This window comes from Paenibacillus sp. J22R232, from assembly GCF_056269165.1.
Window position 1 is genome coordinate 157514 of the sequence record NZ_JBWDNK010000005.1, and the last position, 16440, is coordinate 173953.

The 16440-nt window shown below is 38.8% G+C and carries 20 protein-coding genes and 1 other RNA gene; 3 read left to right on the forward strand and 18 right to left on the reverse strand.

Going from position 1 to position 16440, the window contains the following annotated elements:
- Nucleotides 1-225: 225 nt before the first annotated feature.
- The 16 genes from AC0YN3_RS17140 to AC0YN3_RS17215 form a co-directional block, all read right to left on the reverse strand.
- Nucleotides 226-576: a transposase gene (locus AC0YN3_RS17140; protein ID WP_475776218.1), complete on the reverse strand. Its 351-nt coding sequence runs from the start codon at nucleotides 574-576 to the stop codon at nucleotides 226-228.
- Between the two features lie 537 nt (nucleotides 577-1113).
- A complete protein-coding gene (locus AC0YN3_RS17145) occupies nucleotides 1114-1857 on the reverse strand; it encodes a hypothetical protein (protein ID WP_475776219.1) in 744 nt (247 codons plus the stop codon).
- A gap of 275 nt (nucleotides 1858-2132) precedes the next feature.
- Nucleotides 2133-2810 (reverse strand): hypothetical protein, encoded by a 678-nt coding sequence (locus tag AC0YN3_RS17150; RefSeq protein WP_475776220.1) that lies wholly within the window; start codon nucleotides 2808-2810, stop codon nucleotides 2133-2135.
- Between the two features lie 714 nt (nucleotides 2811-3524).
- Nucleotides 3525-4988: a hypothetical protein gene (locus AC0YN3_RS17155; RefSeq protein WP_475776221.1), complete on the reverse strand. Its 1464-nt coding sequence runs from the start codon at nucleotides 4986-4988 to the stop codon at nucleotides 3525-3527.
- Nucleotides 4989-5013: 25 nt separating this feature from the next.
- Nucleotides 5014-5676 carry an ArpU family phage packaging/lysis transcriptional regulator gene (locus AC0YN3_RS17160; protein WP_475776222.1) on the reverse strand — a complete coding sequence of 221 codons (663 nt, stop codon included), beginning with the start codon at nucleotides 5674-5676 and terminating at the stop codon, nucleotides 5014-5016.
- A 259-nt stretch (nucleotides 5677-5935) separates the two neighbouring features.
- Nucleotides 5936-6184, reverse strand: coding sequence for a hypothetical protein (locus tag AC0YN3_RS17165; protein WP_475776223.1), 249 nt, complete (start codon nucleotides 6182-6184; stop codon nucleotides 5936-5938).
- 28 nt (nucleotides 6185-6212) lie between these two features.
- A complete protein-coding gene (locus AC0YN3_RS17170) occupies nucleotides 6213-6407 on the reverse strand; it encodes a hypothetical protein (protein WP_475776224.1) in 195 nt (64 codons plus the stop codon).
- 45 nt (nucleotides 6408-6452) lie between these two features.
- Nucleotides 6453-7346 carry a hypothetical protein gene (locus AC0YN3_RS17175; protein ID WP_475776225.1) on the reverse strand — a complete coding sequence of 298 codons (894 nt, stop codon included), beginning with the start codon at nucleotides 7344-7346 and terminating at the stop codon, nucleotides 6453-6455.
- 188 nt (nucleotides 7347-7534) lie between these two features.
- Complete coding sequence (locus AC0YN3_RS17180; protein ID WP_475776226.1) at nucleotides 7535-7786, reverse strand: DUF1419 domain-containing protein; 252 nt, start codon at nucleotides 7784-7786, stop codon at nucleotides 7535-7537.
- 89 nt (nucleotides 7787-7875) lie between these two features.
- On the reverse strand, nucleotides 7876-8178 hold the full coding sequence (locus AC0YN3_RS17185; RefSeq protein WP_475776227.1) for a DNA-entry nuclease: 303 nt from the start codon (nucleotides 8176-8178) through the stop codon (nucleotides 7876-7878).
- 16 nt (nucleotides 8179-8194) lie between these two features.
- Nucleotides 8195-8263, reverse strand: an RNA gene (locus AC0YN3_RS17190) — hammerhead ribozyme type II.
- Nucleotides 8262-8417: a hypothetical protein gene (locus AC0YN3_RS17195; RefSeq protein WP_475776228.1), complete on the reverse strand. Its 156-nt coding sequence runs from the start codon at nucleotides 8415-8417 to the stop codon at nucleotides 8262-8264. Before AC0YN3_RS17195 ends, AC0YN3_RS17190 begins: the two co-directional genes overlap by 2 nt.
- A gap of 12 nt (nucleotides 8418-8429) precedes the next feature.
- Nucleotides 8430-8582, reverse strand: coding sequence for an aspartyl-phosphate phosphatase Spo0E family protein (locus AC0YN3_RS17200; RefSeq protein WP_475776229.1), 153 nt, complete (start codon nucleotides 8580-8582; stop codon nucleotides 8430-8432).
- Nucleotides 8583-8949: 367 nt separating this feature from the next.
- Nucleotides 8950-10116 carry an Alp7A family actin-like protein gene (locus AC0YN3_RS17205; protein WP_475776230.1) on the reverse strand — a complete coding sequence of 389 codons (1167 nt, stop codon included), beginning with the start codon at nucleotides 10114-10116 and terminating at the stop codon, nucleotides 8950-8952.
- Nucleotides 10117-10132: 16 nt separating this feature from the next.
- Nucleotides 10133-10309, reverse strand: coding sequence for a hypothetical protein (locus AC0YN3_RS17210; protein WP_475776231.1), 177 nt, complete (start codon nucleotides 10307-10309; stop codon nucleotides 10133-10135).
- A 418-nt stretch (nucleotides 10310-10727) separates the two neighbouring features.
- Complete coding sequence (locus AC0YN3_RS17215) at nucleotides 10728-10919, reverse strand: helix-turn-helix transcriptional regulator (protein WP_475776232.1); 192 nt, start codon at nucleotides 10917-10919, stop codon at nucleotides 10728-10730.
- Between the two features lie 170 nt (nucleotides 10920-11089).
- On the opposite strand from AC0YN3_RS17215, the gene AC0YN3_RS17220 reads away from it, so the two are divergent.
- From AC0YN3_RS17220 to AC0YN3_RS17230, 3 genes are all read left to right on the forward strand, one after another.
- A complete protein-coding gene (locus AC0YN3_RS17220) occupies nucleotides 11090-11422 on the forward strand; it encodes a helix-turn-helix domain-containing protein (RefSeq protein ID WP_475776233.1) in 333 nt (110 codons plus the stop codon).
- 361 nt (nucleotides 11423-11783) lie between these two features.
- Entirely contained in the window at nucleotides 11784-12467 is a 684-nt protein-coding gene (locus AC0YN3_RS17225) for a LexA family transcriptional regulator (RefSeq protein ID WP_475776234.1), read from the forward strand.
- A gap of 19 nt (nucleotides 12468-12486) precedes the next feature.
- Nucleotides 12487-14001 (forward strand): recombinase family protein, encoded by a 1515-nt coding sequence (locus AC0YN3_RS17230; protein ID WP_475776235.1) that lies wholly within the window; start codon nucleotides 12487-12489, stop codon nucleotides 13999-14001.
- A gap of 181 nt (nucleotides 14002-14182) precedes the next feature.
- Here AC0YN3_RS17230 and AC0YN3_RS17235 read toward each other — a convergent pair whose 3' ends face one another.
- A complete protein-coding gene (locus tag AC0YN3_RS17235; protein ID WP_183567715.1) occupies nucleotides 14183-15274 on the reverse strand; it encodes a prephenate dehydrogenase in 1092 nt (363 codons plus the stop codon).
- A 4-nt stretch (nucleotides 15275-15278) separates the two neighbouring features.
- Nucleotides 15279-16376 carry a histidinol-phosphate transaminase gene (gene hisC / locus AC0YN3_RS17240; RefSeq protein WP_475776236.1) on the reverse strand — a complete coding sequence of 366 codons (1098 nt, stop codon included), beginning with the start codon at nucleotides 16374-16376 and terminating at the stop codon, nucleotides 15279-15281.
- Nucleotides 16377-16440: the final 64 nt, after the last annotated feature.

The following is a 16440-nucleotide window of genomic DNA, read 5'->3' on the forward strand; positions in this document are numbered from 1 at the left end:
GCTCAACCACTTCTTGTGCAAACTTCCTCTGTGTCGCTGATGACGGTATATTCTTTATTCTTAATTTACAAATTAAGTCGTGCAATCTACTGTCACCTCCATTAACAGGTAAAAGCCGCCAGAGAATGTCTGGCGGCTTTCCATTACTCATTTTTCCACTCTTTTATCATTTTCTTTATTCATGCATGATCGTTTATTTTCTTATGCTAAAAATATCATCTCAAATCATAAATCACTATCTTTTTCTTCAATAAATGCCAAAAATGTATCCTGTAGCTCCTTTTCTGTGGATTCAGAATCTAAAAGTAATGTTGGTTCAGCAGAAAAGCCGGTTAGTGTTACACTTCCATCAATTACTCCTAATAGGGTTGATATAGTATCAATCATTGTCTGTTCAATAACTTTCATAAGAATATCTTTATTTTGCAAATTGAGACTATTATACAGACTAAGTGACTCTTTCCAATATGGATCAGTCTTTGAAGTAACAATTGTTGTTTCATACAAGTTTCTGTAGAGTTCAAGATTCTCTTTTACAATTGACTCGTATAAAGACTTTACAAATATCTCATTCATTTTTTATTCCTCATCTCTGGATACATTTTTTTGTTCAACGCTATAAGTTGCTGTAACTTAGAATTCGGAATGTCATCATATACTCTTCTAAGTTCCTTTACATCTCTTGCAACAAGATCTCTACCATTGTTAAGCCCATTGGCGACCGCTTCGTACCAGCACGCCGGCACAGTTGATGAATAGTCAATTAAATAGTTTTAGCAAATGAGAGATACTTTCATTTTCAAGAGCTTACTATCCATTTCGTACTGATCCTTGCATACATGCAGCCGGTAAGCCGGAGGCGATGTATCCTTCACTTCTAAAACATAAATCAAATCGTGCAATCTACTGTCACCTCCATTAACAGGAAAAAGCCGCCAGCTCAAGTCTGACGGCCTTCAGTTTTTCACTTTCTGCTTTTTTAGTATATCTCGTTATTCATGCATTTTCGTTTGCATTTCAATTCGTATGCAAAAAAAAAATGATTTTTCAAAAATGTGATAAGTTGCATTCAACATTTTTTCGAAAAGCTGGATGTAAGAAGTTAATTATGTCTTACGTTGAAATAATATTATTTAAGGTTACTGCTACCATCCCATCACCTTTTTTATTTAATAAAGCAACTTCAGTATTAGAGATCCACTTAAGTTCACCTAAATGCTTAGCGTATGCAAATTCGTGTGGAAGCTCTGTTATAACTTTTTCCAAAAGTATACTTTTACCATCCTGTTGCATAATAGATATAAAAATATCCATGTTTCCTACATTGTGATGGCAAATTACTTTTGCTTTGTACAACTTATTAGGGCTCTTCACAGTTTTATTCCAAATCCATTCATTTAAAAAAGCAGATTCCTCAATTATATTTGATACCTCTCTGAATGTTGTAATCTCCCAGTTTTTGTTCTCTGCTATTCTTGTTATCCCTTCCATAAGCAATTTTAGTGTAGTTTCCTTTTTCTCAATATCACTTGCTGAAGTAAAATCTTTCAAATCAAACTTCACTTGTACTGTTGCAACTCCAGAATAATTTAAAATTCTATCATTGGTAATATATTCAACACATTCAACGAGTAACTTTCTAATATTATCTGTTTTAAATTTAATAAACAAGCGTTCATACATTGCACTAACACAACGAGTCTCTAAAGTAAATAAACGTCTCTTCTCAGACCAATTTATTTCATAGTCAGAACTACTTGCATCATAATAATCAATATTTTTGTCATCCGCAATTTGTTGTATCTTTTCATTATTAATGACATATGGTAAGTCTAACTCAAAATATTTTAAGTACATCGTAATTTTCTCCTTATTTCTCCCACGGGCGTGGTGTTATATGTCTATTCATGGGGTGACCCAAATTCCATACTCATCTCAATCCAGAATCATCTTTCCTTTAAAAGTGTAATTCAGATAAGGCATAGTAAATCATCTTTAATGTCTTTTAAAATACAATTTAATACAGTGCGCACCGATTGAATACCGATGCGCGCTGGCTGCGTAGCTTTTTCATTTGTCTATTTGATGGAGGATGGCTGAGATTCGAAGCCGAATAAAAAACTAATTACAATTTATTCCCAATCTACTCCAATTTCTTTAAATGAAATCTCGCTCTCTGCTAACCCCTCTTCATCAGCATCACCTATCTTTTTGAGTTCAGCTTTTGTTAAAAGAATCGGTTGATTCGGATTAGCAACTTTTCTATTGTATATCGATATTAACAACTCACATTGCTCACTGGACATTTCATAGTATTCTTTCCATGACTCAAGTGATTCTTCAAAATTCATTAATTGATTTTCGAGTAAAAATCCACCATTATCATAAAGTTCTTCTAAAGAATCCAACGAATACGATTTACCGGCTATTTCCCAAAAAGCTGCAGTAATATGTGGTTTATCGATACCATCGATCTCATCTATTAAATACTGAAGAGTCTCACTTTCTGCAAGCGCAATAACTTCAATTGGTGCTCCATTAAAATAATCAATTGCTTCATTAAACCTATTTCTCACTACTCGTTCACTATTTTCGTTTCGGAAAGCAGCAACAACGTATTCAGAACTAAAAGTAACAGTGCCCCTTGCACCAGCACTATCTTGGACACTATAGCTTATTCCGTCCCAAGAGTGTTCGTTTGCTAGTTCGGAAAAATGAGCAACCTTAATAGCGTGAGCAATAGCAGCTAATGTGCAACCTCTCCAAATTTGATCATTATTCCAATTAATTGTAGTAACCTGTCCACTCATATATTTCATCTCCTCTATTTATTCCATTTGTCTCTATTCTCTTTGCGTGATAGAACCTGCGCGTTCGAAAAGCTGTTTGTGCCGCCTTTGTCCTCCAAATATTTTACCACTTAGCACCATATATGCACATTGAACCATTATTCCTATATAATTACAATGATTTAAAAAAGTGAAAATAATAAAGAACGTTTACGGGCTCTATTGTCGATATATGAAGCAAATTTGAATCGTGCTTATTTTCTAATTAGATTAGCCGTTGTAAAGACGCTTTGACGATTACGTTTATGTATTTTAACGACTAAAAGATCAATCGATTACGGTATCACATATCTTAATAACCATAAGCCATCCCCCCCCTTATCTACCGAAAAAAAGCATACTTCTTCGTTATTTACCGAATGCAAGCCGACTCTAGGAAAAAATGAACAAATAAAAGCCGAAAAGTCGATTATTTTACAGTCTTCAATTAACATTTTTATACATGACCGATTTCACGGTACTTAAAATGATTTTTATGTCTGTTTTTATTCGAACTTTGGCATGTAAGCACCTTGCATGGCTTGCACATCTAGAAAAATAGAAATGAGAATATCTTTTAACAAAGAGAGTGGTAAGAAAATAGAGAAAATGATGAATGGGTTAGTGGTAATCGTTTAAAAGCGAGGGGAAAACGTAACGAGAAAGAGCCCTTTGCCTGGTCTTTTAGGCAGAGGGTTAAGCTTGAATGGTTTTAAGGAAACCGGCTAAACAAAAATCTTGAGGCGGATCGGGAATAGGCTGCCACGTTGGTAGCTTGTCCATTTCCCAAGCGATCCATTTCATAATAACCTCTAGGGATTGGCCCTGACGTAATCGGTAGCTGGCATCGGTAATCATGTCTCTAAAAGCAATGGGATCTAGACGTTTGGTTAACGCAATTCTCCGGAACACTTCAATGTCGATTACCTTTTCAAGCTCTTCTACAACCAAGGTCGACCTTTTGTAATCAAGCGTAGTAAATGCTCCTGGTATGGTGTGATTTTCATTGAGTGTAAGTAGAGCACGTCGGCATAGCTTTCGGAAGCCTGGCTTGATAAATCCCTGCAGCTTATGGACAAAATCATGGCGGCTGCTGTCCTTTACAAAGCGCAGAATACCTGTATCTTTTGCTATAGCGAGTAAGGCAGCTGCTCCTTTATCTTGTAGTTCCACTTGGATACGATTAAGAGCTTTTTCCGGGTTTTCGCCCTCTGTATCAAACGATTCTTTGATTCGTGCCATCACATACTTTTTAACAGATTCGCTTTTGTCTTTAAGCATCGATGCTAGCTGCAGCAACCCATCCCCATTGTTCCATTCGAAGAAGGAATCGCACCCCATCGCTTTTAGATATCCCTTTAACTGCGCCATTAAACGACGATAGCTTTTTTTGGCAGGGAAAATAGAGCGATAATGCATGCCCTTCAAGTGTCTCGGCATTAGCACCGGATTCACCTGAAAAACCGCTTTAGGCTCCCCAAATACGTTTCGCTCTACGCGCGCAATTGAAAACAAGGATTGTCCATCTTTAATTTTAGTTGATCCAAGTTGTTCCAATACTTTACGAATATGACTATTGTCCTCTCGATGAATGAGCTCACCAAGTTTTGAAAAGTTAAGCTGAAGAACCTTACGCCTTTCTTCCCCCTGTTGGCCACATGCATACAAATAGAGCTTCTGATTGGCTATGGGAAGCGAACCAAAGACTTTCGTTGTAACTAATGAAGGAAATAAAACAAATCGCCCTAATTGGCCATTCGGCTCTAAATAAGAGGGCAACGAGATAGAAAGTGTACCGGTATGCTTTTCTTTCGTCTCCAGGATGAGTTTATGAAGGAGAAATTTTTGGTATGAGGCATAAAACTGATCTTTATTAACCGGTGTTTCAAAAAGTTCTGTCAGCTTAACGTATATAATGTGCCGGTTAATATACGTAGATATGCCTGCAGTCTGAATCCCTACTTGCAGCGTCATTGCGAGCTGCAGGTCCGCTCTCGTAAGGTGATTCATAAGCCTGCTGCGTCCGCTACGAATGTGGAAGGTTTCACCTGTATCATAGGACTTCTCGATACCAAAAAGCGATTGAAGAAAGCGATAGCTGAACTTAATAGGTGTATGAGTGGGTTTAGAGTGAATGGCATATGGTTTCTCGTTCAGCATAACCTTGCTCCTTTCAAAAGATCTCTCAAATGATGTTAAGAGCGGATGCGATTTTGGATAGTGCACTATGTTTGAGTTGATAATATTTTTGACGGTTATAATGCATGTTGTCGATTAACTCATAGTCATAAGGCTGGTCTCTTACTAAATAACGCCTCTGTATGAGATCGTTCTGCTCCTGGCTGAGCCGTGACAGCGCACGATCCATGTTTTCAATTTCTACATCAAGTTGTGAAATCTCAAACTGCTTGTTGGCCATGCGCTGTTCTTTCCGTATATACTCCGCCTCAATAGGACTATTAGATTCACCGCCGCCACTCATACCGCTGTACGATGCAGTAACCGCTGGTAGCGCATGCTGCGCACTCATGGTCTCTAGATCGAGCTCTAATCTGCGTTTACGCTTTACACTTAAAAAATATTGAACCAGCAGCTCTTCAACTAAGGGGACATATTCCTGTTTCTTCGTTTGATGAATACCGAGCTCCATTTGTTCCACGTTCTCGTAATAATCATCAAGTCCCTTCCCAGATTCGGCCATATACGTTGCAATTAATGTACTTTCCTGCACTAATTCTGGCGTAATAGTTGTCCGTAATTGTTTTTTCAACTGGCCATATCGAACGGTAAGCCAAGATACAGGGATGGATGAGATGTTTTGTTCAGTCACCGATATTTTTCTACGCATTGTCATTCTCTCCTTTCGCTTAACAGAAACTTCCAGAACATCGTCCAAGAATAGAGAGGTTTGCTCATAGAGCTGATTACATGCCTTGCAATGATACTGATCCTCGTTAATCGGATGGCACAAATGATCGCATTGCATACAAACCATGTTCTTTCACTCCTTTCGTTAGGCTGCCATCTTCAGGCGAGGTCACCTATGTCCTCACGACGCCTGGTTACATGCAGGCGTTTCGGCTCATTCGTTAAACCAATCTTTCATCTTATTTTCTGACCGCTTCTTTACTTTCCCAATAACGAATCGTCTCCGGTACCCCTTCAGAATAAAGGGCGTCAATCTGAATCGCTTTCGGAGGCGCATATGCTAGAGGGCCAATCAAATATGTTTTGTCAAATTCGGACTGCGCATCATGTAGAACGTTGTCCCATTCCTGGGAGCATTCTACCCACATATCGTCTCTACCGTGCCCGAGCTCGATGATCATTCTCCAGCCAAGCAAAAATTTCCCCATTTCGTTTTCCCACCTTACGTTTTTTGACTTATCTAGCCTTCTGACCGTCATAAGCCTCCAGTACGTTTCTAATCGTTTTAAGCGTCTCTGCCGGTGTTTTACCATAACTGGTCGCAGCTGATAATAGTCCTAGAAGGTACGCTTCAACATCTCTCTTTGTTCGATACACATTGGCAAAGTCTTCAACCATTTTCTTAGCCTGGTCCTTTGAAATAGCAGCCACACTCTCACCTCTCGTTCTTTCGCCATTGAGTCTTCATATTTTTGGTCATGCATACCGTTTCTTGATATCTTCCCAATGATCGGCTACCTTCCGAAGTGTCGCCTTCGCTTCCTTCTCACGAGCAGCAGCTGCATCAAAACGCTTTATATCCAAAAACTCGGATACATTGGTTTCAATAATTTGCTCCATGACCTGTGGATCAAGCGCATCCAGTTCCCAACACTCGTAACCAAACTCACTGATGTAATGGGTAGCCCTTGTGTCAGTCAATTTTGTTGGATTGGGTGGCGGCAAATACTGCTCAATTTGATCCATGTTAAGGGCTACTCGTCTAACAAGCGGAAAAGATTCAAATGTATTTAACCGCGCTTCGATATCACGGCTCATATCAATGCCGCTTGGATCATGATCACCTAAATGGATTAGCACGGTCTCTTTTCCTTCATCGTACTTTCGAACGAGCCGTTGAGCTGCCACCCACATTTCTGTTTGACTCACATATCCACGGCATGAAAAATATGAAATATCTAATTGGTCACAGATCGCGCCAACCACTCCTACCAGTGCGTCCTTCTCCACCCAAACTTCCACATGATAGTCTTGATCTGCCCATTTATCATAAGCAAAGCTCCTCGCTGCGGAGTACATAATATCGCCAGGTGAATTCCAATGACTATTACCTTTGAGGTTTCGTGTCCGATCTTCGATTGCGTCCCAATCGATTAGTCCAGAAATTCGTGCATCAGACACAAGAGCTCCTAAGTTCTTATAGCTGCGTTCCGTGTTGGGAATGACATCACGGGCAACGAGCTGGTAATACACTTGTCTCAATGATAGGGAGTAGCCTCTAGAGATATACTCATTAATGATCTCATTCACTTTGTTTATGAGTGCCAGGCTCTCACGACGAAATTTGATCTCTCTATAACAGATTTTCATGAGTTTCTCTTCTCCTATCTTGAATGGATTTGTGGGCTATTGAATACGAAACACTGCTGGCCAATTGCTTGGCCAGCAATTCTGTCCGCCGTATGAGTTTTTTTTCTGTTTCAAATGAGGCTAACAGCTCCAGTTGATCCTTTTTTAAATGATGAATTTGTTCTGTTACAGACCGTTCTGCCGCTCGATTAACCAACATGATCGGTTTGACCTTGATGACAATAACCCTTAAAAAACCACTTGCGATCTTGTTTAGCTATCGTTGCAAAAGTGGGACGTCCTCCAACATGGTTATGCGGCTCACCTATTTGAATGAGAGAAGAAGAGAAGTATGCTGGAGGTAACACATTCAGAAAGTAATCAGTAAACTCTTCATCAACCTCATCGCCAATCTTTAAAAACTCACCCAAATCACAATTCCAATCTGCATATTTCTTCATAAATGACTCCTCCATTCGTTTTAAAATTTAACCTACCATTATCAAGTGAGAGTGGTTATCTTCTCACGACGTCTGAATGGACGTTTCGGCTAACCATTAAATGCTTCATATTTTCTTAGATAACGATCTCGATAGTATTTAATTAGGCCTTTTCTCTTCAAGTACTCATATTTGGACCGGATCACCGACTCCGTTCGGCCTAAACCAAAAGCTAAGGTACGATTTTTATCAATTCCATAAAACATACTTAAGTACTCCAGTTCCTCGCTAGAGAACTTTTTACCATGATTACTATGAAAATCGGGGTGATAAATCATGCGATGATATTTGTCGTAGGTAATACCCTCGATTTGATCTGTTTCGGAACATGTCTTTAACTTCGCAACTCCCATCCCTTACTGCCTCCAATCTAGCCAGCCATCATCAGGTGAGGAAAGGCTACTGTCCTCACGACGCTCCAAGTGGAGCGTTTCGGCTAAGTCATGACAACAAATCCTTTATGAATCTGCTCCAGCTCATCCTCCGTACCCAATTGCACAATAAAGGCTTTGTCACCCAGATAAAGAACGATTTGCTCACCTTCTTTTAATTGCTCAAGTTCATTTTGATAAGGAAATACGGCACTGTTCATTTGCTCACTCCTTCATCGTTTATCTTGCATCGCTAAATTAATAAGCTCATCCAGTTCTTGACTTGCTTTTACAACGTCAGGATGTATCAAATTATTTGCATGTTGGGATGCAATCACTAACATGAAAGCTCGCTTTTGCTCAATAATGTGATTTAGTCCTTCCATGCAATCATCCATCCCTTCATCAGATCAAATACCTAAAAGCTATACTCTAAGTCCTTTTCAGATAACCGTTGATTAATGGAATGGCTGCTAATCTGTTTCATTACTGGATCCTTTTCATCCAAGACCGGTACAAAACCGAAAGAACCCGATCGTCCACTTACTAATAGCTGCTTTATTTCATTTAATTCATTCATAACATGACTGCAGGAGCACAATCCCGTCGACGTACCATTACGTCTTAACTCCTGTTCAACTTGATTAGCCATCCATTCTGATAGTTCCCGATTCGTGGACAATCGGTCCAGGAAATCATGTACTTCGTCTGAGAATTTCAATGCGCTGACATTGAATTGTATACGGCGGCGCTTCATTGCGAATGAGCGATCCTTACGCCTGCTTCAACTTTACGCTTCAGGTAGTTTTTAGCTACGATTTCTGATGCATAGATGTTTAACTTCCTTGAATCTTCAGGGAAGATATGATATTTCTTCGCAACGGCCTCACCGAGCTGCTTACACAGATACGTCATCATGTACTCACGTAATGCCTGATTAACCCCACCAATATGCACATAATAAACCAGGTCACCTTGCATAAAGCTAAAGCTCTGAAGTGCTTTTTGCATGGCTACTCCTGCAAATTCATGCAGAACGGGTTCAATATCCGCAGTAAGGGAATGTTCCTCATGCAAAATGGTATCTGTATAGATGAAATTACGAGATTCAATATGTGTTAATATAAACCGCTCTAATGCACGTACATCTTTGAAATAATTCATCAGCTTGTCCGTTCTGAGTTTTTCAAGTACGGCCAAGTAGCTTTGATCCGTCGATGAAACAAAATCATCTGCTTTCTGTGCTCCATTCAAATCTGGCTGCAGCTTACATAAGTCTTGACTTTGTCCCCCAATATCATCAATGACGGTATAGGCTTCCTTAAATCGTTTTGCTTCCTCTCTGCTGTTCCCTTCTAAATCGAGTTTTAACGCATGACGTGCATTTTCACCTTCAATACGGCATTCTGCGTGTTGTACGTTTATAGTCAATTGACGCTCAAATCCTGGTGTAATGAGTTCAAAAGTAGTTTCGACTTGAAAACGAGTTGCCATGGCAGATAATTTTTCCTTAAAGCTATTTGCTTTTTTAACCAACCAAACCGGTAATAACGTGCCAAAGTACTCAATATCTATCTCATCTTGATCCATTTCAGGTAGCTTCAATGCGTGGTATAGAGCTATCCCTGCAAGCCAGGTAATCCAAACGGTCTCGGAATTTGTTTTATCATGAAGTGTATAGATATGAGCATTACCTAGAAGTTCCGCTTGAGCTCGTTTGCCAGCCATGTAATACCGTTCACCTAACTTGATGATGAGATGGTTCTCAAGCGATTCAGTAGGAATGGAATTTGCAAACATCCCTTGAACATCTTTTTCTGATATAGCTTTAATAGATGAAGGCATCTCAAAATAATGGCCATCAATCATGTGTTGGCCAATCGAGTTACCAAAGTCAGTAACCATGCGCTGAATATTCAACTGTATCTCCTCCAAATTAGTAACTATTAATGAAATCTATGATTTCTTGCATGTTATTTGCTTGCCATTCTGGGTCACCTAATACATCTGGGCCGTTATCAGGTAGAAAAGCTGCAAAACGATAACCAGCATTTTCACTTTTCTTTGTGGCTTCATAGATAGACCAGGCTGAGTATGTTTTTATTTTCTTCAAATAATGATTCCTCCGCGTTGCAATTTACTAAAAAAACTAATTATTAATGATCATAGTTTTGTTCTCTGAGAATTTCTTAGTATCAATCAATTGATTTTGTTTAATAAGGGCATAATTCTTCAGTGCTTTTGCAACAATCTTTAAAAATTCGTCTTCATAGTTTTCTAAAGTTTTCAATTAAGTTCACCTCTCAGTTTCGATATTGAAATAACGAAAAAGAAAAAAAGATAAAATCTGGGGAATTATATAAAACCCATTGCGATGCATACGGGGAAAAGTGTAAAATTGTAGTTGTCTAGGTTACAATTTTATTTCTTTCTCCTCGTGATGATGGTCGACTGGTAATCGATCATCATTTTTGATTAATATTTAATTTATTTTTTGCCTTGCACTTCAATTGTTTCAAAATGAAACATTTTTAGTCAAAAAAACGGGTCCAATCAAAATGTAATGCAACAGCAATTTTTTTAGCTGTGTCAACACTCGGAGAGCGCAGACCATTCTCGATGTTTGTATAATTACTCCTACTTACACCTGCACGATCAGCAACGATTTCTTGCGATTCAAGACCTCTGAGCTCAATTAACCAGTTACGATTTACTTCTCTCATTAGCGCACCACCCCTAAAATGTTTCATAACGAAACTAACAATGTGTTCATTATATGTTTCGAAATGAAACTTGTCAAATACTTTGTTTCTTATTGAAATGAATCAGTATATGTTTCAATTAGAAACGTTATAATTGTATTGAGGTGATAACGATTAAAGAAATAATAGGTATGCGGATAGAACACGAAAGACTTAGAAAAGAATGGACTCAAGAAATAGTTGCTAAAAAAATAGGCGTTGCTCGACCAACGTATGCAAACTATGAAGCAGGTAAACGTCAGCCTAGTATTGATAATATTAAACAACTAGCAGAGATTTTTAATGTTTCAACTGATTATTTAACAGGACATTCAGATATTAGAAATGGTCAGGATATGAAAAAATTAGAAAATATCAATATGACAGAAGAGAAGAAGATTCAATTGTATAAACTATTAGAAAAAATGAATAAAGAGCAAATTGAACATGTTCTTAAAACTGTTGAGTTTATTGTTAAAGACTAATTCCTTTGAATCCTTTCTAAGAACTCTACAAGTAAGTTCATTTGTGGATCCAATTTCAGAATTTTAATTAGACTGTCCATCTCTCTATTTGTCATTATTGCAATTAACCTCACTAAATCATTAATTTCCACGCACATCACCTTCTCCTCTAGATGCAAATTTAATAAATTAATTTAAGGAGCATCCAAACTGGCTGCTCTTTTGTGCATTTTATGAACGACTACGGAATTCTTCCTTATTTACCCAGCCAATTTGTTTATAGTAAATTATGTTAACGTTTCAGTCAATAGTTAAAATATTAAATATTGACTTTTTAGTGAAACCTTTACTAGAATATTTAGATGATATAGGAGTGAAATAAATGTCATATTATCAATTACTTAAAAGTTACATTTCGAAATCAGGGCTTACTCTTCATGACATTTCTACTGAATTAACTAAATACGGATTCAACATCAGTAAAGGTTACATAAGCCAATTACAAAATGGTAAAACAGACAGACCAGCTACTGATGATCTTACAAGAGCTTTAGCAAAAGTTACAAATGGAGATATCGAGGAACTGCTCACAGCCTCCTTTTTGGAAAAAGCTCCTGCAGAAATAAGACTGAAGTTCATTCAATTAAACAATCTAGAAAGGGCCTTAACTTCACAACTTGAGAAAAATCAGTTTATAGAGATACCTGTGTATGAAAATATTTCAAATAATATAAGAACAAATCGAATCATCGATATTCAATTTGTGGATAAAGCCTACATGACTGACGGAGATGTCTTTGGATTGATAGTAGATTCAGAATCAATGCTAGAAGACTCAATAAACATTGGTGATATAGCCATCTGTTCCTCTAGCAATGAGATTAACTACAATGATATTACTTTAGTATCCGTTAAAGGTGCTTCTGCAAAACTATTTCGAGTGTACTACCAAGACAGAATCTGTGTGTTAATTCCATCAAATAAAAAAACAAAGCCAATTGTTGTGAATATTAACGAAGTATCTATTTTAGGGAAAGTAGTAGAATTACGAAAGAAATTTAGATAAACGGACAGGTGGTATATGAATGATAGCGGATAAAAACAAATGGGATCAAAACGATAATAATGATGAAATTATAGAGGCAATTGGATATATAAGACAGAGTGATGAGCGTGAGGATAAAGAGGATATTTCAGAGCAAACACAAATGGCAAAAATTCAAAGCTTTTGTGACATGAATAATTGGAAACTCGTAGGTATTTTTAAGGATATTGATTATTCAGGCTTTAGAATTAGTTACCTTAAACGACCAGGATTAATGAATGCATTTGAATATATTAATAGCCATAAGCGTGTAAGAAAATTTGTTGCCTTCAACCTATCTCGAATAACTAGAAGAAAAAAGGACTTTATTCTTATACACGAATCGCTTTCAAAATTAAATGTAGACATATGTTCAACTGCTGAATTATTAGACTTTAGTTCACCAACAGGAAGAATGGTTGCAAACATCCTTGTAAATTTAAATGAATACTTTAGCGATAATCTGAGTGATATTACCAATGATAGTAAAGAAACAAATGCAAAAAAAGGCCGCTGGAATGGTGGTCCTGCTCCTTTTGGAATTAAAAAGACAGACGGAGTTTTTTATGAAGATGGTTTTAAAGCAGAAGCTGTCAAACAAGCTTTCAGATTAGCTAAAGAAGGAAAAGGAACTTATATAATTTCAAATTGGTTAAATTCAGAATCTATTCTGACCCAAACTGGAGTCAAATGGAGCCCTAGAAGAGTTCGTTATATGTTAAATAACATCTCTTATACAGCCATGCAAAAATGGAAAGGCGTTTTGTATCCACTTTCGAATTTCCCAATACTAGTTAACACAGAAGATTTTATGTATATACAACGAACGCTATTCGGTAAAGAAAACGTATGGCGGGGTAAAGATAGACAACTCTTATCTTCTATCCTTCGGTGTCCAATTTGTGGAAGTAAAATGCATTCTAGGCAAACTAGCAGTAAGAAAACAAGAAGATATGTTTGCAGTTCTAAAAATACTCATGGAAATTGCAAAAGTCCTGTCATAGATCTTCCATCTCTTAATGATGCGATTTTGAAAAGAATAGTTGATATAAGTAACGGTCGTTACAGTAAAGAACAAATATCAAGTAAAATAATCGATGAAACTGACAACTCACTTAGTGTCATCCAACACCTACAAACTGAGTCTAGAAACTTAGAACTTGCAATTCAAAATATATTTGATGATTTCTACATACACCAAAAATTGAGTGAACAATATTTTAGCGATCTTATGAAAAGATATGAGAAAAAACAAATTGAAATCAATAAAAAATTAGAAAATATACCAATCCCAAAAACGAACAATAAGTATGGTAATTTTGATGAGCTTCTAAGTGAGCTTGCAATTGCATTTGAGTTGGGTCTTGATTCTACTGACAAACGAATTATGACAGAACTGATTATTGAGAAGGTCATTCCAAATAAAACAACAGAAATTCACTTTAGATGGGGAGAAATACAAGAAATTAATTATGTAAAATCAGGTTATGGAAAAAACGAGGTATTATACTTCTAAAAAAAAAACCACTCCAAGGAGTGGTCCGCTTTCATTATGAAAGCTACAGGTTTAGGATAGGAGTGGAGAGAAACCATACTGTACCTTTATTATATGTATACGCTTCCACTTTGTCAATAAGCGCTTTCATTTTTATATCAATTATTTTGAAAGCGTTTGAATATAAAAAAACGCTCACCCTTTACAGGTGAACGTCGTAGCCTTTCGCTGTGAGCAGGATCACGGCCTGGTCCAAATATTCTTGGCTTCGGAAGGATAGCCTCAGTATGCCCGGCACATCTTCCCTGCTTTCGATAATATGGATATTGCTAAGGTTTATGAGGCTATTTCCTAACTCGCTCGTAATTTTACCAATAATGCCTGGGTGGTCGGGAATGTCCACGTAACAGTCAAAAGCGGAATGAATCATGCCTTTACGGCGTTCTGGCATCTTGCTGCGGAAGTTGCCCGCTGTTTCGAATGCACCCGCAATGGCATCGCCATCGGCGTTCTCGAGCATTTGCACGAATTTATTCGTCTCGTTGCTCCAATCATGAAGGAGCTTAAGGACGACATGACGATTATTAATAAGAATATCGCGCCATAGCGTTGGATCTCCTGATGCAATTCTCGTTATGTCTCGGAAACCACCGGCAGCAAGCGATTCATATAGATCATTTTGCTCGTTGTAGCCGCGAATCTGATTGACAAGCGACACAGCGATAATATGCGGCAAATGGCTGATTGCTCCGGCAATTTCATCATGCTCCTTGGCATTCACGCGAACGATATTTGCCTTCGTGTGAGAAAGCAGATCCACCAGACGTTCCACAACTGTCTCTGGCGTCTCCTCGTCAGGAGTAAGCACGTAGAAAGCATTCTCATATAGATGCGAGGATGCCGCCTCAACCCCCGTTCGCTCAGAGCCAGCCATAGGGTGACCGCCTATAAAGTAAGCTTGTCCGAAATCTAGCGATTTCGCACATGCCGCAACTGAGGCTTTCGTGCTGCCTGCATCCGTAATGATGCAGCCCGGCTTAAGCTGGAAAGCAGCCAGCTTCTCGATATATTCCTCTAAATTCCCAACCGGTACGCATACAAAAATAAAGTCAGCCTGCTCTGCAGCCTCCTGCATCGAGGTCGTCGCATAATCGACGACGCCTCGCTGCAAGTATTTCTCAACCTGAGAAGGCCGGTTCGAATGGCCGATTACGGTAATGCCTGGCTTGCCTTTCAAACAAAGGGCGATCGAACCGCCGATCAGCCCTACACCAAAAATCGCAACTGTTGTCATAACTTTATCCCTGCACCGCCGATTCTTCTAAAACCTGTTCTAGAGCTGCGACGAATTTCTCGTTCTGCTCGCGCGTTCCTACGGTAATCCGAATATGATTCGGATAATAAGCCCATCGCGGTCTCGAAATTATGCCTCTGCGAAGCAAGCCGTCAAATACCTCGGGAGAAGAACGTTTCACATCTACCATCATAAAATTCCCGTATGCCGGGAAGTAAGATAATCCAAGTCGGTCAAATTGCTCCGATAAATAGGTAAGTCCCTGTTTGTTCTGATCGCGGCAATACGCAATAAATGCTTTGTCCGCAAGAGCAGCTTTTGCCGCCGCCTGCGCTGCGCGCGAAGTGTTAAACGGCTCGCGTACTTGGTTCGTGAAACGAATCACATCTGGATGTCCCACGCCAAATCCGATACGAAGCGCAGCTAATCCGTAAATTTTGGAGAAAGTACGCAGTACAATCAGATTACGATGCTTTTTCAATAGTTGAATGCCGTCCGGGAACTCCGGATCATCGATATACTCTCCGTACGCTTCGTCCAGCACAACTAACACATGTGCAGGCACTTGCTGCATGAAGGCAGTTAGCTCCTGCAGAGTAACGATCGTTCCGGTAGGATTATTCGGATTACAGATCCAGATGATTTTGGTACGGTCATTGATTTGAGCTGCCATCGCAGGCAGGTCATGCTTGCCCTCTTTAAGCGGAACCTCTACGATGCGGGCATTCTCAATCTCCGCGTTATGTTTGTATTGCGGAAATGTTTCATCCGCCATAATCGTTTCATCTCCAGGGGAGATAAACGCTCTGTTAATCATAAGTATAATTTCACTGGAGCCTGTTCCAAAAATAATTTGATTCGGTTCTACTTGCAGCTCTTTAGCCAGTGCTGCCGTTAGCTCCACGCTTGCACCGTCCGGATATATATTGAAATTCGATAATTCCTCGATCACTGCTGATTTCGCCTGCTCGGAGCAGCCAAACGGATTCTCGTTAGACGCAAGCTTTATTACTTCTGTTAACCCTAGCTCCCTCTTGACATCTTCAACCGGCTTTCCTGGCTGATAGACGGGAAGGTGGACGATATTACTTTTGGGCTGCATGAGCCGTTCACCTCTTTATCATTGTCTAATAGACATACTCGTTGTCCATTGTCTCATATCTGTG